At 68.4% G+C, this 19,656-nt stretch carries 14 protein-coding genes and 2 pseudogenes; 10 read left to right on the forward strand and 6 right to left on the reverse strand.

The genetic code is table 11. The annotated features are described in order from the left end of the window. Positions 1 to 1,149: UDP-N-acetylglucosamine 1-carboxyvinyltransferase (locus tag ACWCSV_RS30415; RefSeq protein ID WP_451147700.1), on the forward strand; the 1,149-nt coding region annotated here is incomplete at its 5' end. 202 nt (positions 1,150 to 1,351) lie between these two features. Here the strand turns inward: ACWCSV_RS30415 and ACWCSV_RS30420 are convergent. Both ACWCSV_RS30420 and ACWCSV_RS30425 read right to left on the reverse strand, forming a co-directional pair. After that, positions 1,352 to 2,605, reverse strand: a complete 1,254-nt coding sequence (locus ACWCSV_RS30420) for an McrC family protein (RefSeq protein WP_451147702.1) — start codon at positions 2,603 to 2,605, stop codon at positions 1,352 to 1,354. Then, positions 2,602 to 3,257, reverse strand: a pseudogene (locus tag ACWCSV_RS30425) (AAA family ATPase); the annotation flags it as partial. The pseudogene ACWCSV_RS30425 and the gene ACWCSV_RS30420, both read right to left, overlap by 4 nt. 492 nt (positions 3,258 to 3,749) lie before the next feature. Here ACWCSV_RS30425 and ACWCSV_RS30430 point away from each other — a divergent pair. Beyond that, positions 3,750 to 4,991 (forward strand): hypothetical protein, encoded by a 1,242-nt coding sequence (locus ACWCSV_RS30430; protein ID WP_451147704.1) that lies wholly within the window; start codon positions 3,750 to 3,752, stop codon positions 4,989 to 4,991. A gap of 23 nt (positions 4,992 to 5,014) precedes the next feature. Here the strand turns inward: ACWCSV_RS30430 and ACWCSV_RS30435 are convergent, their stop codons facing one another. Beyond that, positions 5,015 to 5,413: a hypothetical protein gene (locus ACWCSV_RS30435; protein ID WP_451147706.1), complete on the reverse strand. Its 399-nt coding sequence runs from the start codon at positions 5,411 to 5,413 to the stop codon at positions 5,015 to 5,017. Positions 5,414 to 5,563: 150 nt separating this feature from the next. Here ACWCSV_RS30435 and ACWCSV_RS30440 point away from each other — a divergent pair, with 150 nt between their 5' ends. The 3 genes and pseudogenes from ACWCSV_RS30440 to ACWCSV_RS30450 all read left to right on the forward strand — a co-directional run bounded on the left by ACWCSV_RS30440 (position 5,564) and on the right by ACWCSV_RS30450 (position 10,751). Further along, positions 5,564 to 7,663, forward strand: coding sequence for an McrB family protein (locus ACWCSV_RS30440; RefSeq protein ID WP_451147708.1), 2,100 nt, complete (start codon positions 5,564 to 5,566; stop codon positions 7,661 to 7,663). Beyond that, positions 7,656 to 8,894: an McrC family protein gene (locus ACWCSV_RS30445; RefSeq protein ID WP_451147710.1), complete on the forward strand. Its 1,239-nt coding sequence runs from the start codon at positions 7,656 to 7,658 to the stop codon at positions 8,892 to 8,894. The genes ACWCSV_RS30440 and ACWCSV_RS30445 overlap by 8 nt, the downstream gene beginning before the upstream one ends. A gap of 643 nt (positions 8,895 to 9,537) precedes the next feature. Further along, positions 9,538 to 10,751: pseudogene (locus tag ACWCSV_RS30450) on the forward strand (IS110 family transposase). Between the two features lie 28 nt (positions 10,752 to 10,779). Here the strand turns inward: ACWCSV_RS30450 and ACWCSV_RS30455 are convergent. Further along, positions 10,780 to 11,067: a hypothetical protein gene (locus tag ACWCSV_RS30455; protein WP_451147712.1), complete on the reverse strand. Its 288-nt coding sequence runs from the start codon at positions 11,065 to 11,067 to the stop codon at positions 10,780 to 10,782. A gap of 652 nt (positions 11,068 to 11,719) precedes the next feature. On the opposite strand from ACWCSV_RS30455, the gene ACWCSV_RS30460 reads away from it, so the two are divergent. From ACWCSV_RS30460 to ACWCSV_RS30475, 4 genes are all read left to right on the forward strand, one after another. Continuing rightward, positions 11,720 to 12,160, forward strand: coding sequence for a cold-shock protein (locus ACWCSV_RS30460; protein WP_451147714.1), 441 nt, complete (start codon positions 11,720 to 11,722; stop codon positions 12,158 to 12,160). 393 nt (positions 12,161 to 12,553) lie between these two features. Next, positions 12,554 to 12,778 (forward strand): DUF5988 family protein, encoded by a 225-nt coding sequence (locus ACWCSV_RS30465; protein WP_451147716.1) that lies wholly within the window; start codon positions 12,554 to 12,556, stop codon positions 12,776 to 12,778. A 397-nt stretch (positions 12,779 to 13,175) separates the two neighbouring features. Next, positions 13,176 to 15,005 (forward strand): molecular chaperone HtpG, encoded by a 1,830-nt coding sequence (gene htpG / locus ACWCSV_RS30470; protein WP_451147718.1) that lies wholly within the window; start codon positions 13,176 to 13,178, stop codon positions 15,003 to 15,005. 721 nt (positions 15,006 to 15,726) lie between these two features. After that, positions 15,727 to 16,725: a transcriptional regulator gene (locus ACWCSV_RS30475; RefSeq protein WP_451147720.1), complete on the forward strand. Its 999-nt coding sequence runs from the start codon at positions 15,727 to 15,729 to the stop codon at positions 16,723 to 16,725. 95 nt (positions 16,726 to 16,820) lie between these two features. On the opposite strand, the gene ACWCSV_RS30480 is transcribed toward ACWCSV_RS30475, so the two are convergent. Both ACWCSV_RS30480 and ACWCSV_RS30485 read right to left on the reverse strand, forming a co-directional pair. Next, on the reverse strand, positions 16,821 to 17,510 hold the full coding sequence (locus ACWCSV_RS30480; protein WP_451147722.1) for a 4'-phosphopantetheinyl transferase family protein: 690 nt from the start codon (positions 17,508 to 17,510) through the stop codon (positions 16,821 to 16,823). After that, a complete protein-coding gene (locus tag ACWCSV_RS30485) occupies positions 17,507 to 18,358 on the reverse strand; it encodes a metallophosphoesterase family protein (protein WP_451147724.1) in 852 nt (283 codons plus the stop codon). The genes ACWCSV_RS30480 and ACWCSV_RS30485 overlap by 4 nt, the downstream gene beginning before the upstream one ends. A 500-nt stretch (positions 18,359 to 18,858) precedes the next feature. Here ACWCSV_RS30485 and ACWCSV_RS30490 point away from each other — a divergent pair, with 500 nt between their 5' ends. Next, positions 18,859 to 19,647 carry a hypothetical protein gene (locus tag ACWCSV_RS30490; protein WP_451147726.1) on the forward strand — a complete coding sequence of 263 codons (789 nt, stop codon included), beginning with the start codon at positions 18,859 to 18,861 and terminating at the stop codon, positions 19,645 to 19,647. Positions 19,648 to 19,656: the final 9 nt, after the last annotated feature.

Consider the following 19,656-nt stretch of genomic DNA (forward strand, 5'->3'; position numbering starts at 1 on the left):
CTCAACTCCATCGGAGTACGCACCCGCTGGATCAACGGCGGTGTGGACCTGGAGATCGTGCCGCCCGCGCAGCTGGACATGGAGGCGATCGACGCCGACGCCGCGCGCCGCACCCGCTCGATCATCATGTTCCTGGGTCCGCTGCTGCACCGCATGGACCAGTTCAAGCTGCCGTACGCCGGCGGCTGCGACCTCGGGACGCGCACGATCGAGCCGCACATGATCGCGCTGCGCCGCTTCGGCCTGGAGATCGCCGCGACGGACGGTCTCTACCACGCGCAGATCGACCACACGATCACCCCCGGCCGACCCATCGTGCTGACCGAGCGCGGGGACACGGTGACCGAGAACGCGCTGCTCGCCGCCGCCCGGCACGACGGCACCACCGTCATCCGCAACGCGTCCTCCAACTACATGGTCCAGGACCTCTGCTTCTTCCTGGAGGCCCTGGGCGTACGGGTGGACGGGGTCGGTACGACGACCCTGACCGTCCACGGCGTGCCGCAGATCGACGTGGACGTCGACTACTCCCCCTCCGAGGACCCGGTCGAGGCGATGAGCCTGCTGGCCGCGGCCGTCGTGACGGAGTCGGAACTGACGATCCGCCGGGTGCCGATCGAGTTCCTGGAGATCGAGCTCGCCGTGCTGGAGGAGATGGGCGTGGACTGCGCCCGTACCACCGAGTACGCGGCGGACAACGGCCGTACCCGGCTGGTGGACCTCACCGTGCGGCCCTCCAAGCTGGAGGCGCCGATCGACAAGATCCACCCGATGCCGTTCCCCGGCCTGAACATCGACAACGTGCCGTTCTTCGCGGCCATCGCGGCCTCCGCGCACGGCCAGACGCTGATCCACGACTGGGTCTACGACAACCGTGCCATCTACCTGACCGACCTCAACCGCCTCGGCGGCCGCCTCCAGCTCCTCGACCCGCACCGCGTCCTCGTCGAGGGCCCGACCCGCTGGCGCGCCGCCGAGATGATGTGCCCGCCGGCCCTCCGTCCGGCTGTCGTCGTGCTGCTCGCGATGATGGCGGCCGAGGGGACCTCCGTACTCCGCAACGTCTATGTGATCAACCGCGGTTACGAGGACCTGGCCGAGCGGCTCAACTCGGTGGGGGCGCAGATCGAGATCTTCCGGGACATCTGACCGCCTTCGGCGAAAGCGACACCAACCCCCTCCTGACCTGCATATACGCAGCTCAGGAGGGGGTTCGCAGCGACTGTGGGACTTCTCTAGGACTTTGAGCCGGGCGGAGACTGTAGGTCTCCGGGCCACCCACTCGGAGAAGGCCCGGTTCATCCAGCCTTTGGGTGCTCAGGATGCGCGACTGCACATCACGACCAGCGGCTCAGGTATCCGAGAAACGCCCAGAGGACGGCCGTCCTGTACTCGACTGTGCTGATCCGTGAACCATGCGGCGGGCCAACGCGCCGATCTCGGCAAGCAGTCCCGCGGGCTGCTGGTCCAAGTCGATCGCATGCTGGTGGAGCACGGTCCCCGCGTGTCGCACGCGGTGGCTGGTGTGTGGAGCGCCGCCCTTCGCATACACCAGATGTCCCTCGGTCAGCCCAAGGGCCGTGCAGTAGGCCAGTATCTGATACAGGTCCTCGTTCGGAAATCCCCGATTCCTGCGGGCCTTGTACTTGGCGTCGGCAACGGCCATAGGAATCCCGGAGTCTCCGTACCAGACGAAGTCTGGTCTCAGACGAATGAATTCACCTTCGTCCATGTGAATGTTCTGCGCCTGGAGGGCACTCCTTCCTCCGTGGGCACGCATTGCCTCCCGCAGCGCCTTGCAGACGAAGTCCTCGTAGACACCGCTCATGTCGACGAGGAATCCGCCCATGCGCAGTCGGCCGGGCAGGTGCTCGGTCGACGATCCCTTCAGGACCACCTCTGCGAGGTGGAGCACCGCGTGATAGCGGGCGTCGAGCCGCGTCGGTCGCCATGCGGGAAGTGCCTGACCCGGTACAAGCGGCGTGATATCGGACAGCCGGTACCGCTGGTGGGTCAGGCGGGCGCGTACGGCTGCGGGGACGCCCGGCAGGCGGAGGAGACGATCAACGGCCGCGCGTAGGAGGCGATTCTCGGCAATGTCTGCGGTGAATTCGTCGAACGTCACCTCCGCAGGGAGGGACATCCCGAATCGGCGCCGGATCTGCTCGGCCTCGCAAAGCCGCCCCCGTACGACATGGGACGACTCCTCGGTGGTCCGATAGCCCTGGAGCAGGCCCTGCTTCAGTGCGCGGTCGATCTGACGCTCGACGGCGTGGGCGAGCGCCGGAAGCAGCTCGTCGTGCTCAGCCAGCTCCACCCTGCCGTCCCGCCATGCACGCGGGTCGCTGCAGTATCCGATCAGAAAGAAGAGGCGGGCGACCGGCACCTTGGGGGTGATACGCACCGTGACGCTTTCACCGCCCGGAACGGCCAGAGTGACGGCCCCGACCTTGCTCCCCGCACGCAGTCGCCAGACGCCCGATTCGTAGGGGGCCGGACCGGCCTCTTCGAGAATCTTCTTGGCGGCCAGGGCGTGGCCCACGGCATCCGGCAGTCGGAACGACCGTGCAGGAGCGTGCTCGACGAGCGAGACGACGGGCGTCACTCCGGGTCGGCCCCTTCATCCGGCTCCGCGGAGGGCCGCCGCGCTGCCAGCGTTTTGCGCAGCTCCGGCAGGCCGTACCGGCGCTCGATGTCCACGTCATCGCCGTAGTGGTGTTCTTCCAGCAACGGGAGGATCTTCGTCCGCCATGTCCGTTCCAGTCCCCCCTCGCGGAAGACGCCGGGCTTCATCAGATACGACGGCCCGATATGGAAGTCCCGGTCGTCGGTACGGGCGTTGAGGGCGTCCAGCAGGTCCGCGGGCTCAGAATTTCTCTCCTTGGCCTTCAACCAGCTGCGCAGCAGCCCACGGGTCGGCTCGATGCGTGGGGACAGCTCGACGAAGGCGAACCGCCGGCGCATCGCCGCGTCCACGAGGGCGATCTAGCGGTCGGCGGTGTTCATGGTGCCGATGATGAAAGGTTGCGTGGCAGGGAGAAGTCCTCGTCCGAGTAGGTCAGCCGGACCGAACGGTCCCGGTACTCGAGAAGGAAGTAGAGCTCACCGAAGACCTTGGCGAGGTTTGCCCGGTTGATCTCGTCGATGACCAGGAAGTGGGGGATATGCCTGTTGCCCTCGCGGCGGGCCAGTTCGGCGAACTCCCGCAAGGGGCCGGCCGTGAGCCGGAAGGCGACCTCGCGGGTCGTGGGGTCCTCGCACGTCGTCGCGGAGCTGGCAGCGAACGCGGCGCTGCACGGCCGCGTCCAGGGGCGTGACTTCCTACTGGTGCTGACGCAGGACGACGCGGCCGGCACCCTACGCATCGCGGTGAGCGACACGAAGGGCGAGCGCCGCCCCGAAATCCCCCGGGGCCAGGGCCCGGACCACGAGTCGGGCCGCGGGTCTGCTCCTGGTCGAGGCCCTGGCCGACCGCTGGGGCACCGACCCTCGCCCGCCCTCCGGCAAGACTGTCTGGGCGGAGATCGCCGAGCACGGCGAGGAGCCGCCGACTGCATCCGGCCAATCCGGTGGCCAATGCCGTTGAGGACGGCCGAACGCTTTGAGTGACGGCATCCGGTCGGCCTACGCTCCGTCAGCGGTTCGTGGCGTTCCCGGCAACGCCCCAACGCCACCGCTAACCACCACACAAAGGAGTGCCTCCCTTGCCCTTCCCGCCCAGCGACATGGTTGCCGCCTTCGCTCGACACATGCACTTCAAGAGCCTGGAGCAGGCCCTGTGCGACCGTCATCCCGAGCTGACCGACCGGGTGCGGTTCGACGACGCGAACCTTCTGATGCATCTGAGGGTCACACTGTCCGGTCAGCGCTCGGTCGCTCTGGCGCAGGTACGCATGGGGTACTCGATCGTCTGGGCGGTGATGGATCCCGTACTGAACAGTGCGCCGTCCGTCTGGCCGCTAGACACGCCCGACGAGGTGCTCGTCGACGCCCTGCACGCCGTGGCCTCGGCGCACCTCACCGCCGTACCGGTTCCGTCACCGTGGCGCTGGAACGAGAGCGAGCCGTCCGACATGACCATGCTGGCCGACCTCCTGGACGCCCGCGGTGTGCGAGTGCGGCGCGTGGCAGCGGGGAATGGCTACCTCCCGTACGGCCCCCGCCACTCGCCGAAACTCGACATCGTAGGCGGACGCGACGGCTGTTTCGTCGAGGCCGAGCTCTCCGATGCGTTCGTCCGCGTCTCGCTGAAGCCTGCCCTCGGCTGGCTGGTGGATGTGTACCTCGATGAATGCGAGGCGTGGAGCCGTGTCGATCTGGGCTGGAATCTGTGGCGCAGCACGCGGCCGGGACCAGGAGTACCCCATGCGCAGGCCTCGGTGGCGGACATCGCCGACGTGCTCGGCAAGGGACTCAAGGCCTGGGACGTGGAAGTGCCGTGCGCGCCGACCGATCGTGGGGAACCGGCTACCGCCGGGTACCGATCCGCATTGCAGGAGTCCCTCTTCGCGGGCGAAGCAGCTCCGCCTGAGTGGCCGAGGAACTTCGGCCTCGATATCGATCAGTTCCACGAGGAAGCCGAGCCGAGGACGTCGCCGCACTCGCCCAGCCCCCGGCACATCACCGAAACGGTTCTCGACCAGTTGGTGGCATTCGGCTTCGGGGACGTCGTAGAGGGGGACGCCGAAGTCCCCATCCGGTCCGACGCGTTCCACATCGAGTGGCACAGCCGTGCCAAGAGTCTGTGCACGTCCGAGGTGCAGCGGCTGAACGGCCTTGCCGCGGCTGCCGGCGATGACGTACCAAAGCGGCTCATCGTGATCACGACATCCGGCATCAGCCGCCCGGCAGCGGCCTTCGCCGACTCGGCCAAGGCGTTCGTCTTTTTCGTCGACCGCAGCGCTGACAAGCTGGTGGCACTGAACACCCGTGCTCAGGAAACACTTTTGCCCCACACAAAACCAGCCGATCGTGAGCTGGAGCCCTGGTAACCGTCCCGCACGCGACCGCCCCGTCAGAGACCGGCCCTCGCCAGCAGAGTCTTCAGTGCTCCCGGCTTGACCTTCTGCACGGACCGTACCTGGCCGAGTTCCAGCTCGTCCCGGCTCACCGGGTCGGCGTACAGGGCATCCGTGGGGCCGGGCAGGAGGGTCACATCCACCCGATAGGAGAAGTCGGGGTCGTCGGGGTCCCCTTCCGGCTCTCCGTCGACCTCCGCCACCGCGGCGACCGCCGACTCGGGCTGACTGAAGAAGACCCATAGACGGTCTCCCGGGTTCATGCGGTTTCGTCGGCTGAGCCACAGGTCCAGTTCGGGATCCTGATGGGCGAGGCGGCGCACGGTCTCCTTGTCGGACGGCTCCCCGTCGAGGGTGTCCTTGTTCGGATTCAGGATGTAGATCCAGTCCTGCACGGTCTCTCCCGTCGCCGTCGTGCACGCCGCCCGAGATCCGGCCTCGCGGTGCTGGCCCATCGTGCCAGCCCTTGTGGCGCACACGCAGGAGGTCGACCGACTTTTCCGGACGCGGAGACCACTGCGTCGCCGTCCGGCATCATGACTCCCATGACGAACGGGGTGGACGTGCGCACGGCTGCGGCCGAGTTCGACCGGAGCGCCGTGGCGGAGGCCGCGTCGGCTGCCGAGGACGAGCGCAAGCAGGTGCTGTCCCAGTTTCCGTTGGAGGACTGGGCGGAGCTGCCGCTGGAGCGCTACGCCCTCGGACAGGCCGCGCCGCCCGGAGCGGGGCCGACATACTGCCGGCTGATGGAGTTCGGCACTCCGCACCTGGGCAGCATCAAGGGCGGAAGTGCCGCGAAGCACATCATGTACCACCACGTCTCCGGGGAGTGGCGGCTGGCCGCGCCCCTGCGGGGGATGGACCCACAGGACGCCTGGGCGGAACTGCGCGGACAGTTCGTCCGGGCTTTCGACGCCGTCGGGTCAGGGGACTTCGAGGCGCTGGACGACCTCGAAGTACTGCGATACGGACCGACGTTGGTGACGAAGTCGCTGGCCACCTACTTCCCGCAGCACTTCCTGCCGATTTACGCGGGAGAGCACCTGCGCCGGTTCGTCACGCTGCTGGGCGGTTCGACGCAAGGTGATGTTCCGGCCTGGGGGAGCAATCGGCGGCTGCTGGAACTGGTCCGCTCTCGCGCGGAGTTCGAGGGCTGGACCAGGCACGAAGTGATGCATTTCCTCTACGCGCACTTCGATCCGCGGTCCAAGCAGCGCACCGTCTGGAAGATCGCGCCCGGCGAGCGCGGCCGGCTGTGGGAGGAGTGCCGCGCGGGAGGAGTCATCCGGGTCGGATGGGACCAGCTCGGAGACCTCGGCCTCTACCAGAGCGACACCGATCTCAAGCAGGCCCTGGACAGGAACTGGCCCCGTAGGAGCGGGGGCAGCCTGACCCTCGCGCGCCGACTGATGGCCTTCCGTGACCTGGAGGATGGCGACCGGATCGTGGCCAACCGAGGTACGGACGAGGTCCTGGCCATCGGCACGGTCAACGGGAGTTACCGCTTCGAAGCGGACCGGCCCGAGTTCCAGCACGTCGTCTCCGTGGACTGGGATCTCTCGCACGCGCGGAAGCTGTCGGAACCGAAGCAGTGGCGGTCCACCTTCGCCAAGGTCGACCCGGCACTCTTCGCGCGGCTCATCGCACCCCAGGGCGCGTCGGGTGTGGACGTGATCCGAGCACCGCAGACCACTCCGGTCGCGCTGCCCGAGGACGTACAGGCCGTGATGGACGCTCTGGAGCGCAAGGGGCAAGTGATTCTCCACGGGCCGCCCGGTACGGGCAAGACACGCCTCGCACTCGGCGTCGCCCTCGCCTTGGACGGCCGCGCGGACGCGCTCGGTGCCGACGCCCGTCACCGTGGCCTTGCACAAGCCGAGATGTTACACGGCGACCGGGTCAGCATGATCACCTTCCATCCCTCCTACGGTTACGAGGACTTCGTCGAGGGATTCAAACCGGACCTGAGCGCCACCGGCCCGGGACTCACCCTCGCGCTCACGGACGGCCTGTTCCACAGCCTGTGCAGCCGTGCTGCCGCCCATCCCGACCAGACGTTCCTGCTGGTCATCGACGAGATCAACCGCGGTGACCTACCGCGTATCTTCGGCGAGTTGATCACACTCCTCGAACTCGACAAGCGGAACCTTCCGGTCGCTCTGCCCGTCAGCAAGCGACGCTTCTCCGTCCCGCCGAACGTTCGGATCATCGGCACCATGAACACCGCCGACCGGAGCATCAGCCACCTGGACGCCGCAGTCCGCCGCCGCTTCGCCTTCCTGCCCGTAGGACCGGACCCGGACGCCGTCTCCGGAACGGTCGGCCCCCTGGACCTGGCCGCGTTCTTCGAGTCCCTCAACGGCCGTATCGCCCGTGATCTCGACGCGGACCACCAGATCGGGCATGCCTACCTGCTGCGCGACGGTGCGCCCATCGCCACCGAGGAGGACCTGGCCGCGGCCTTCCATCACGAGGTGGTCCCGCTCCTGGAGGACTACTGCCTCGGCCGGGCGGAACTACTGCACCTGATCCTCGGCGACCTGGTCGACGCCGACACCGGACGTGCGCGCCTCATGTCGCCGCAGGATCTGGCGGACGCGCTGGCGACCGAGTTCACCAGCGGCGCTCCCGGCCCGGATGCCTGACCGCGTCCCGGTCCCTCTCGGCGAGTACGAGTTCGCCCGGCTGGAGCCCGGCCAACTCACTCCGCGGGACATAGACCGTCTGCAGGCCCTTCAGGCACGGGGCTGCCTCACCCTGAGCAGGGAGCGCACCGGCTGGCGCCTCAAGGCCGACGCGACCGTCGGCGTCCTGGTCCTGGACCGCGTCCGCGTGGTCATCTCCCCCAAGTTCGCCATTCCGGGAGAGCAGCTCATGAGCTGGCTCGCCTACGCCCTCGTTGCGCCCGTCCCGGCGACGGCGAGGCGCTGGGCCACCGGCCCCGACGGTTACGCCGACCTGATTGCCGCCGCCCTGCTCGAACAGTGCGAGCGGCTGCTGCGGGAGGGCCTGCGCCGGGACTACGTACGCCGCCGGAGCGTCGACTCGGTGCTCCGGGGACGCCTGGACGTCGCCGCCCAGGCCACCCGGCGCTACGGGCAGCTGGACCAGCTACACATGCGCACCTTCGACCGGGAGGCGGACATCTGGGACAACCGCGTTCTGGGGAGCGCGCTGAAGGCGGCACTCGGTCCGACCACCAACCCGGATCTGGCGCGCGCCCTGCACGACATCGCTGGCGCCTTCCCAGAGGCGCCGACCCCCGCAGCGGCGCTCCGCGCCCTGGACTGCACCCACTACACCCGCCTCAACGCCCGTTACCGCCACGCCCACACCTGGGCCCGCCTGCTGCTGCGCGGCGGGGGCGTGAGCGACCTGCTCGCCGACCAAGGCGCCACGGCGGACGGCCTCCTGCTCAGGATGCCAGCGCTCTGGGAAGCCGTCGTACGCCGTCTCGGCACCGAGGCCGTCGGCCCTCGCGGCGGCCACGCCGTACCCGGCGGAAACGGCGCCGGCATCATCGTCCGCGGAGACCTGGGCAACACCTCGACGTTCCGGCCCGACCTTCTGCTCAGCCTCCCGGCACGCGGCACGGCACACCGCAGATTGCTGCCGGTGGATGCCAAGTACAAGCGCTACGACCGGCACGGGGTGAGCGCGGACGACGTCCACCAGCTCCTTACCTACGGCGGCGGTTACGGGCCTGCCGAAGACCCGATCGCCGTCATCGTCCACCCCCGGACGGGCGGCAACGCCCAGCGCATCCTCCGGGTGCGGGGCCCCAACGGCCTGTTGGGCACCGTCCATGTCCTCGGCGTCGACACCCGCACCACGCCGGAGCAGGCGACAGACTGGATCAGTTCAGTACTGCACTGAACCCCCCTATTGACCATGTGGCTCCCGCACCACGATGTTCGCCTTTTCGTCCCGGACAGCCTCCACAAAGCCAATGATCGCGAACGGAGTTGTGGGCGAAGAGTCCCTCACCGGCGCGACAACGCCACCGGTCCTCACGTCGTGGGCTCCCCTCCACACAGAAACTTTCTCGATGGCCACACGTCTCGAGATGCGTACGCAAATTCGAACTTCAGCAGTTCCACAACTCCGTTGACACTGCTTACGCATTCTTGCCATGATCGATTACGGGACCATGCAACCCCACCCGGGCGCCACGCACCTTCGTCGCGCCCGGCACCAAGGAAACGAACATAAGCGACTGGTCTCTTCCGCGACATCTGACGGGTGGGGTGTCGTGCCCCCGTTATGTTTTTCGCGGTCCTGCAACGGGGCCGCTGGCCTCCTGGCCCGGCATGACTGTGTCCCCCTGTCGAACGGATGACCTGGGGGGTGGTGTCACCGGGTCCGGGGGTGTTCGTCGGAGCCGGTGATGAGAGGTCCGGCCACCGTCCGGTCCGGCGCAATGCCGGACAGTTCGCGGGCGGCAGGTCTGCATAACGTGGATGCGCGAGCACGACACCCGAGCCGAGGCTGGCACCGCCAACTCCCCTGGAAGGGCGCGATGTTCGAGATCGAAGACGTGGGCGTGTTCCTCGGCCTGGACGTCGGCAAGTCCGCCCATCACGGGCACGGGCTCACCCCGGCCGGGAAGAAGATCTTCGACAAGCCACTGCCCAACAGCGAGCCGAAGCTGCGGGCCGTGTTCGACAAGCTGACCGCGAAGTTCGGCACCGTCCTGGTGATCGTGGACCAGCCCGCCTCCATCGGCGCGCTGCCCCTGGCCGTCGCCCGCGACGCCGGCTGCCGCGTCGCCTACCTGCCCGGCCTGGCCATGCGACGGATCGCCGACCTCTACCCCGGCGAGGCCAAGACCGACGCCAAGGACGCGGCGGTGATCGCGGACGCCGCCCGGACTCTGCCCCACACCCTGCGCTCGCTCGAACTGACCGACGAGATCACTGCCGAGCTCACTGTCCTGACCGGCTTCGACCAGGATCTGGCCGCCGAGGCCACCCGCACCAGCAACCGGATACGCGCGGCCTGCTCACCCAGTTCCACCCGTCGCTGGAGCGTGTCCTGGGCCCCCGTCTGGACCACCAGGCCGTCACCTGGCTCCTGGAGCGCTACGGGTCCCCGGCCGCCCTGCGCAAAGCCGGCCGACGCCGCCTTGTCGAGCTGATCCGCCCGAAAGCCCCGCGCATGGCCGCACGGCTGATCGACGACGTCTTCGACGCGCTGGACGAGCAGACCGTGATCGTTCCCGGCACCGGCACCCTCGACGTCGTGGTCCCGTCCCTGGCCCGCTCACTCACCGCTGTCCACGAACAGCGCCGGGCCCTCGAAGCCCAGATCAACACCCTGCTGGAGACCCACCCTCTTTCCCAGGTCCTGACCTCGATGCCCGGCGTCGGCGTCAGGACCGCCGCAGTCCTGCTGACCACCGTCGGCGACGGCACCAACTTCCCCACCGCCGCCCACCTCGCCTCCTACGCCGGCCTCGCCCCGGCCACCCGGCAGTCCGGAACCTCGATCCACGGCGAACACGCACCCCGAGGCGGAAACCGGCAGCTCAAACGCGCGATGTTCCTGTCCGCCTTCGCCTGCATGAACGCCGATCCCGCCTCCCGGACCTACTACGACAAGCAACGCGCCCGCGGCAAAACCCACACCCAAGCCCTCCTCCGCCTCGCCCGCCAGCGCATCAGCGTCCTGTTCGCCATGCTCCGCGACGGAACCTTCTACGAACCCCGCCTCCCCCTAGCGACGGCGGCATAAATCATGCCGCCAGGCAAATCGATTCAGGTCAGCGCGTTGTGCCGTCTGTCCACGCCGAGATATCTGCGGCAGCCCGCCGGACAGCTTCTTCCTGGTCCCGGGCAAGATTCGCGCAGGTCGCCGCGACGTCGGGGACACCGTCCGGTCCCACGAGCGCGTCATGCACCCCGGTCTGCAGCCAGTCAGCCTGGTTGCCGTCGCCCTCCGCAACCGCGAGAGCGATGAGCCTTACGGCGGCCACTGTCCCCACCCGGGCCAGGGCCTCTGCCGTCTCTCGAGTCACCGCCGTGTCCTCGACGTCCAGCAGCAACCTCACCAGCGCTTCCGCAGCCACAGGAACATCAGCGAAGGAAGCGAGGTCGCGCCCGGCCCGAACACGCTGCGTCCACGAAGGAGACGACGCCTCAGCCAAGGCCGCCTGCAACCCACTCGTCATCTCTGGCACAACCAGACAGTCTCACGCCCCACAGAGAAGACCGAACCCCGGGCAGAGGCCGCCCGGACGCTTGACGAAGAACATAGAAGCCCCCCCCCGGAAGGCCAAGGGGGCACGACATCTCAGCAGGCCGGGTGAGCCGCGAATATCCACCTTCACCCGTCACTGCTGATCATTGTTGTCCTTCAGCGTCCCGTGCAACGCACATGCGAGTTGGCCTTGAGGACTGACGGCACGTCAGGATGGTCCGAATCACCTCGGAGGGCGACCGAGGTCCCAACTCCCGCCTCGGGCGGTGCGGGATGGTCACCCGGCGAGCCTCGTGACGCCTACGCCGCCGGGCAGGCCGGTGTCGCGCACGCCGATCCCGCCGGCCCGGTGCGTGACCGGTGCAGGCCTCGCCGCGGAGTCGCCGGCTTGCGGAAGAGGCATGGGGGTTTCGAAGTGTTCAACTGCGATCGTGACGCGGGAACAGGGTGCGATTAGGATCGTGCGAAGGTGTTGAGCGGTGTGTGAGTAGTGAGGGTTCGGGATGGCTGCTGGTCGAGTGATCCGGTTCGACGGGATGCACGGTTATGGCTTCATCGCACCGGAGGGTGGCGGGGAGGATGTCTTCCTCCATGTGAACGACCTGCTCATCCCCGAGGCGACCGTGCGCGCCGGCCTCATGGTCGAGTTCGTGATCGAGGATGGCGACCGGGGGCTCAAGGCGTCCAAGGTGCGGCTGGCCCACGACGCGGAGATCCCCTCGGACCAGGCGACCGCCGTACCGGCCCCGCGGCGCACGGCCGTTGCCGCGCCCGTGCCGGAGGGCCAGGAGCCGATGTGCGACGTGCTCAGCTCGGCTGAGTTCACGCGCGAGGTGACCGAGCTGCTGCTGACCTCCGTGCCAGAACTGACAGGTCATCAAATCAATATCGTGCGCGCACAGTTCGCGGTGCTGGGCAACCGGCACGGCTGGGTCGAGGACTGACCCCCGGACGGGACCGTCCTGAGGACCAGGGCCCGCAGCACCCGAGCCGAGCACCCCTCGTGAGCGTCGGCCCTGTCCGCCCCTGGGCTCCAACACACATCCAAACATGTCATGTCCGAGTCAATTCGGGCGATCCCATCGAGCCGGCCACCCCCAGGAAGGGGACGGGCCGACCGTGGCGGAACTGCCCACAGTTCTCCAGCCGGGGCCGGTGAGTGCCGGGGCCGGACCGGAGAGCCGTATGCCCATGGCTCAAACGCCTTCGCCGGCGCTGCTCGCCGGCGCGGAACGCACGGCAACATCCCGCGGTGAGGGTCCCGGCAGGGGCCGGAACCGCAGGTGCTGGACCCGAAAGTTCAGGGCAAGTGCAGAAACGGCAGAGTGAGGATGATCATGGACGAAAACGGCGCTCCCAACGTGTTCCTCAGCGGCGGCTCTCGCTTGGCGATACCGGACGAGGAGCGGCTCCGCTTCCTCGCGGACCCCAGCGTGGGCAAGGTCAAGGTGCTGAACGGCAATCGCTACGAACATTTCGAGGCCAGTACGGAGACGACCCTCGTCGACGACCGCGAACTGCGGGTCTATGTATGGACCCAGTGCACGTACGTGGCGGAGTGACGCCCCCCCGGACGCCACCCGGACGCCACCCGGACGCGACATGGACGCGGCACGGGGGCGCCACGGGCGCGGCACGGACGCGACACGCACGGGTACGCGGCGGGCGACGGAGAAGGTAGGCGCTGAGATCGCCGCCGTCCTCGCCCAGGTACGCACGGACGTCGGGGGCGAGGTTGCCGCAGGAGGGATTCTCCTCGTGGAGACCAGCCTCAACCACATCCGAACGCCCGCCAGTTGTCCCCGGTACTGTCGCTGATGAAGCCGAGTGCGGCCGGGGACCGGGTTCGAGCCGGCCCGACCTCGCCCGGCCGGGGTCGGGTACCGGCATGTGCGCGCCTTCTCGGCCCCTGGAAGTGTGGGTGTCGCGCAGATCAATTTCTTGACCCGAAGGGAAACCATGACCACCGAGACGCTGGAGTTTCAGGCCGAGACGCGACAGCTCCTGCAGCTGATGGTCCACTCGATCTACTCGAACAAGGAGATCTTCCTCCGCGAACTCATCTCCAACGCCTCCGACGCCCTCGACAAGAGGCGCCTCGCCGCGCTCACGGACGAGAGCCTCGGCGCCGAGGACCCGCATGTCGCCATCGAGGCCGACAAGGAGGCCCGCACCCTGACCGTGCGGGACAACGGCATCGGCATGTCGCGCGACGACGTGGTGGGCCTCATCGGCACCATCGCGAGGTCAGGTACTGCCGAAGCCCTGCGCAAGCTGCGCGAGAACAAGGAGTCGGCCGAGCTCATCGGCCAGTTCGGGGTCGGCTTCTACTCCGTCTTCATGGTCGCCGACAAGGTCACCCTGCACACGCGCAAGGCCGGTGAGGCGGCGGGTGTGCGCTGGGAGTCGGACGGCGACGGCACGTACACCATCGAGGCCGCGGACGACCTGCCGGTGGGTACGTCCGTGACCGTGCACCTGCGGCCCGCCGACGAAGAGGACGCGCTGCACGACTTCGCCGACGAATGGAAGATCCGGGAGATCGTCAAGCGGTACTCGGACTTCATCTCGTTCCCCATCCGGATGGGAGACGACACCCTCAACTCGATGAAGGCCCTCTGGGCACGGCCGCGGTCGGAGGTCAAGGACGAGGAGTACCGGGAGTTCTACCGCCACATCAGCCATGACTGGACGGACCCGCTCGACATCATCCAGATGCGGGCCGAGGGCACCTTCGAGTACGAGGCCTTGCTGTTCATCCCGGCACGCGCCCCGCACGACCTCTTCCAGCGCGACGCCCGCCACGGCATCCAGCTGTACGTCAGGCGCGTATTCATCCTGGACGACAGCCGCGACCTCCTGCCCGGCTACCTCCGCTTCGTCAAGGGAGTCGTCGACGCCGCCGACCTGTCCTTGAACATCTCCCGCGAGATCCTCCAGCGGGACCGGCACATCCAGCTGATCCGCCGCCGCCTCACCAAGAAGGTCCTTTCGACGATCAAGGACCTGATGAGGAAGGACACCGACAAGTACCGCACGTTCTGGCGCGAGTTCGGCCCCGCCGTCAAGGAGGGCCTGCTCGACGGGACGGACGACCAGAAGGCGATCCTCGACATCGCGTCGTTCGCCTCCACTGTCGGCGACGAGCCCACCGGTCTCGCCGACTACGTCGCCCGGATGAAGGACGGCCAGGAGAAGATCTACTTCATGACCGGCGAGAGCCGCGCACAGGTCGTGAACTCCCCGCACCTGGAGGCGTTCAAGGCCAAGGAGTACGAAGTCCTGCTGCTCACCGACCCGGTCGACGAGATCTGGGTCGAGACCGTGCGGGAGTACGAGGGCAAGGAGTTCCAGTCCGTCGCACGCGGTGCGGTCGACCTGCCCTCCGAGGAGGAGCCGGGCGAGGAGAAGGCCGGCGCGTACGCGGCCGTTCTCACCTGGCTCAACGAGACGCTCGACGAGGTCCAGGACGTACGTCTGACGACCCGGCTGACCAGCTCGCCGGCCTGCCTGGTCAGTGACGCGGACGGTCTCACGCCGACCCTGGAGAAGATGTACAGGGCGATGGGCCAGGAGGTCCCGCCGGTCAAGCGCATCCTTGAGCTGAACCCCGAACACCCGCTGGTCAGCGGGATGAAGGCGGCGTACGAGCAGCGAGCCGCCGACCCGGATCTGGCGGAGACGGCCGAGCTGCTCTACGGCACCGCCCTGCTCGCGGAGGGGGGCGATCTGGCCGACCCGGCGCGCTTCGCCACGCTGCTCGCCGACCGCCTCAGCAGGACCGTGTGACCACCGGCCGATGACGACGAATGCCGCGAGCACATCCGTGCTCGCGGCATTCGTTCTTCGGCGCCGGGTGGTGCCGGTCATGCAGGTGATCGGCGGTTGTCGCCGAGTCGTCGATGGGCGGTTCCCGACGCCCGTCCTGCCGGTCGTCCCGGTCTCGGGCCGGCCGATCAGGAGGGTCCGGGCCGGCCGATCAGGAGGATCCGGGCCGGTTTCGGATTTCCTCGAATTCCGGGCCATATGGAGAACTGGTCGAAATTATACGTACGGGTGGTCCGGGGTATTTCGTCGCGGCATGGATGGAGCCGGCCGGTCCGCCGGTGTGCCGCATTCTGTCCGCTATGGCCTGGATGGCCTGTTTCAAATCGCTCGGCCCAGCGCCTCCAGAGCGAAGTCCATTGTTTCACCGGGGTCGGCTCGGGGATACATAGGGAATATGCCTGACTCCAGGGTGCCTACCGAGCGTGACGTCGAGCGATTCACCGGCGGTTAAAGACCTCGCAAAGCTGAATGGTCTTCCGCCGCGACGCAGTGCGGGCTGTTAGCCTGGGTCGGGCTGGACTCCAAGGATCCGGCATCTCGGAATTGAATGGCCGCGGGGTTTTGGTGGGCGGTTTTCGGACTCGCCCGGGTGATTGTCCAGGAGTGCGGCCGGAATCGATAGAGCAAAACTTGCTTCATCTCTACTGAAGATAACTCGTCGTGTTATTCATGGGGGTGCAGTATGGGTCGCGTCGTCGGCGAGATGCTCTCGACCGGAGTGACCGATTTTCCCGATGACGGGCCGAGACTTGTCTCGATCCCGATCGTGCAGCTCTTGCCCGGCGATCCACCCGCACTCGAGGGTGAGGACAAGACTCGTGTCATTCGGCTCGCGGCGCTGGAGAGTCCACTCCCGCCCATACTGGTCGACCGGAAATCAATGCGGGTGGTCGATGGGATCCATCGCTTGATGGCTGCCTCGGTCAGAGGGCTGGAGGTCATAGTCGTCGAGTTCCTCGACGGCAGCAGCGACGAGACCTTCCTGAAGGCGGTCGGGGCGAACCCCGAGCACGGTCTGCCGCTGACTCAGGCGGATCGCACCGCGGCGGCATTCCGGATTCTCACGTCGCATCCCAGCATGTCGGACCGGGCCATCGCGAAGTTCACCGGCCTCGGGGCCCGGGCGGTCGCGGAACTGCGGCGCTCTTCGGACTCCGTACCGGAGTCGGACGTCCGCATAGGGCGCGACGGCAAGGTCCGTCCACTGAACGGCGCCCAGGGGCGGCTGCGGGTGGCGGAGCTGATCCGGGAGAACCCGGAGGCCTCCCTGCGCCAACTGGCCCGGAGGGCCGGGGTCTCGCCGGCGACGGCGCTCGACGTGCGCCGGCGGCTCGAACGGGGCGACGATCCCGTCTCGGGTCAGGTGAGCCCCGGCAGCGTCGGCACGGGAGCCGGGAGGGCTCTTCCGGAGCAGGACCCCGCCGTCATCGGGCCGCAGAGCGCCGCCATGCTCGAAAAGCTCATGCGTGACCCGTCGTTGCGCCAGAGTGAGCTGGGGCGACGGCTGCTGCGGATGTTCAAGGAGAACGTTCTGGGTGCGAAGGACATGGCCGACATAGTGGCCTCGGTGCCCTCGCACTGCGCCGAGCTGATCATTCAGCTCTCCCGTCATAACGCCAGGATCTGGGAGGACTTCGCCCAGGAACTGAACGGACGGCCGCGCGTGGTGAAGCCCGATTAGAGCGGGCGGACTTCAGAACGAGGCCGCCGTCAAACGCCGTTCGCTTCCCCACGTCGGCGACGCGGCCCGGCGCGCCCATGAACCGGCCGGCCGGATCAGGTGTGGTGGATCGTCACCGCGGTGGCGACCAGACCCTGGCGGGCGATCCAGCGCCCCTCGAAGTGCTTGAGCCGCCGGCTGCCCACCAGGGGCCCCTCGACGAGCAGTTCGGCACGGAAGCGGCCGTGCGGCGCCACCCCGGGGTCCGTACGGTCCGCGTAGATCTCGATGTCCGCCTCCTCGAAGCCGAGCCACTTCCCCGTCAGCGGGAACCACGCCTTGTAGACGGACTCCTTCGCGCTGAACAGCAGGCGGTCCCAGTGCACTTCGGGCCGCCGGGCGGCGAGGCCGGCCAGGCGCCCCTGTTCGGCGGGGAGCGCGATGCTGAGCAGGACGCCTTCCGGAAGCGGACCGTGGGGTTCGGCGTCGATGCCGAGAGAGGCCAGGTCGGTGGCGCGGGCCAAGGCTGCGGCGCGGTAGCCGTCGCAGTGGGTCATGCTGCCGAGCAGGCCGTCCGGCCAGCCGGGGGCGCCGCGTTCACCGGGCAGGATGGGTTGCGGTGGCACCCCGAGCTTCTCCATGGCGCGGCGGGCGCAGGTGCGTACGGCGGCGAACTCCCGGCGCCGCTTGACCACCGCCTGCGCGACCACCGCCTGTTCCCCGGGATACAGGGGGCCCTGGTCGGCTTCGTCGTCACCGTAACTCTCGACGACCACCACCGGGTCGGGGAGCAGTTCCTCGATCATCGGCCGTTTCCTTTCGCCGGGAGGATGCGCCGTGGAATGCCGGGCGAACCCGCGCGCTTGCGCCACTCGCGGGGATAGCCCACCGACACCTCTTCGAAGCGGACGCCTTCGTGCCAGGTCGTGCGCGGGATGTGGAGATGGCCGTAGACCATGGCGGCCACCCGGAACCGGCGGTGCCAGTCGGCGGTCAGTCCGGTGCCGCACCACATGGCGAACTCCGGATACCACAGGACGTCCATGGGGTGCCGGTGCAGCGGGTAGTGGTTGACGAGGACCGTGGGCAGGTCCTCGGGGAGCTCGGACAGCCGGCGTTCGGTCGCGGCCACCCGGTCCCGGCACCAGGCCTCGCGGCTCGGGTAGGGGTCGGGGTGCAGCAGGAACTCGTCGTTGCAGATGACGCCGGTCCTGTGTGCGTAGGCCAGTCCCTCGTCCTTGGTGGTGCTGCCCGACGGCAGGAAGCTGTAGTCGTACAGCAGGAACAGCGGTGCCACGACGGCCGGGCCGCCGGGTCCGTCCCACACGGGGTAGGGGTCCTCGGGGGTGACCACGCCCAAGTCGCGGCAGACCTCGACCAGATGCTCGTAGCGTGCGACGCCGCGCAGGGTGACGGTGTCCTCCGGATGGGTCCACAGTTCGTGGTTGCCGGGGGCCCAGACGACCTTTCGGAAGCGGCTCGCCAGCGTCTTGAGGGACCAGCTGATGTCGGCCACGGTCTCGGCGACGTCCCCGGCCACGATCAGCCAGTCGTCGTCGGACGCGGGCACCATGCGGTCGACCAGGGCACGGTTCTCGGCGTAGCTGATGTGCAGGTCGCTGATGGCGAGCAGCTGCCCGGTACCTTCGGCCATCGATGTCCCCCAGGGTGCGGTCGTCCAACTGCCTTCTGCCGAGCGGCGCCTGGCCCGGCCTCCGGCCGGACGACGGCACTTCGACGACACGCCTCAGCCCCGCCCGCACACGATCGGAATCAAGAGAACACGCTTCGTCACTCCCGGGCAAGGGTGTTCAAGTGTTGCCGGCGATCACCACGGCGGCCGCCGAAGGGCTGTCCCGTGGTCCGTGGTGGATCAGTGCGCGGCGTCGGATGCGGTGCATCGCAGGGCGGAGGAGCGTCCGCATACTGGCCTGGGCTGTACGCCGGACGCATGGGATCGCGTCGGCACCCGCGGGCACGGGGTCGGCCCGCTCGAACCGCGCCCCGCGGAGGGGTCCCTCATCGTTCCGCCGTGATGGCGCGGGTCCGCCCGCGGGGCCGGGCGCCTCGGCGGCCGAGGCGCATCCGGAACGGTGGGAGAAGACCTCTGTAAAATGACCTTACAAGTCAATCTGCTTAACTGGAGGTCGCGGCGTGAGCAGGACACGAGCAGCGGCGACGGAAGCGCTGCGCGACTGGGCCGCGAACTTCCGGACCGCCCGCCGCGACATGCTGATCGCCGCTGCGTGGCAGGCGGGCGAGACCAGCATCCCCGTACTCGCCGAGGCCGCCCGCGTCAGCCGCCCGACCGTCTACGCGGCCCTGCGCTCGCAGGGCATCGGGCCCGACCGCCGGTCCAAAGGCCCTGCGGTGCTCGGCGTCGGGCCGCTGGACATCGAAGGCTTCACCGGTCGGGACGAAACCGCCGAAGCGGAGTTCGACAGGGCGTTGGCCCGCTGGAACGCGAGCCGTCCCCGTGCTACCGCCGCCGAGTTCTACGACGAGGGGACACGGCTCGTCGCCCTGATGGACACCACCGCCCGGTACGTCGACGTCCGGGACCGTCTGGCACGCGAGCAGGCCGCCCGCACAGAGCGCGACCGCCTGCTGCGGCTGGTCGACCGGCGGTGGAAGGCGCTCAGTACCGCTCCGGCCTGGCACGCCGCGCACCACGCCTACGTCGTCGCGGTCGGAGACGCCCGCACCGGCATCGACGTCTGGCGCGAAAGCGCCGAAACCGCCCTGCTGCGTCCGTTCCATCCCGGAACCCCCTTGCACGAGGCCGTGTACGGGCGGATCAAGGCAGCCGGCCACCCCGCCCTGGAATCCGCGATGGCCGATATCGACCGTGCGCCTGCCGACACCGCCGAATGGCTTCTCGCCGACCTCGTCCGGGCTCACGAGCGCCGCGAGCGGCTCGCCGCCGAAACGCTCGCCCTCTGAACTCCTCTC

This window comes from Streptomyces sp. NPDC001770 (assembly GCF_053596135.1).

Coding starts and splice junctions, on each gene's coding strand:
- ACWCSV_RS30430 (WP_451147704.1), top strand. CDS start 3,750: ATGCACTTCAAGAGCCTGGAGCAGGCCCTGTGCGACCGTCATCCCGAG.
- ACWCSV_RS30440 (WP_451147708.1), top strand. CDS start 5,564: ATGACGAACGGGGTGGACGTGCGCACGGCTGCGGCCGAGTTCGACCGG.
- ACWCSV_RS30445 (WP_451147710.1), top strand. CDS start 7,656: ATGCCTGACCGCGTCCCGGTCCCTCTCGGCGAGTACGAGTTCGCCCGG.
- ACWCSV_RS30460 (WP_451147714.1), top strand. CDS start 11,720: ATGGCTGCTGGTCGAGTGATCCGGTTCGACGGGATGCACGGTTATGGC.
- ACWCSV_RS30465 (WP_451147716.1), top strand. CDS start 12,554: ATGGACGAAAACGGCGCTCCCAACGTGTTCCTCAGCGGCGGCTCTCGC.
- htpG (WP_451147718.1), top strand. CDS start 13,176: ATGACCACCGAGACGCTGGAGTTTCAGGCCGAGACGCGACAGCTCCTG.
- ACWCSV_RS30475 (WP_451147720.1), top strand. CDS start 15,727: ATGGGTCGCGTCGTCGGCGAGATGCTCTCGACCGGAGTGACCGATTTT.
- ACWCSV_RS30480 (WP_451147722.1), bottom strand. CDS start 17,510: ATGATCGAGGAACTGCTCCCCGACCCGGTGGTGGTCGTCGAGAGTTAC.
- ACWCSV_RS30485 (WP_451147724.1), bottom strand. CDS start 18,358: ATGGCCGAAGGTACCGGGCAGCTGCTCGCCATCAGCGACCTGCACATC.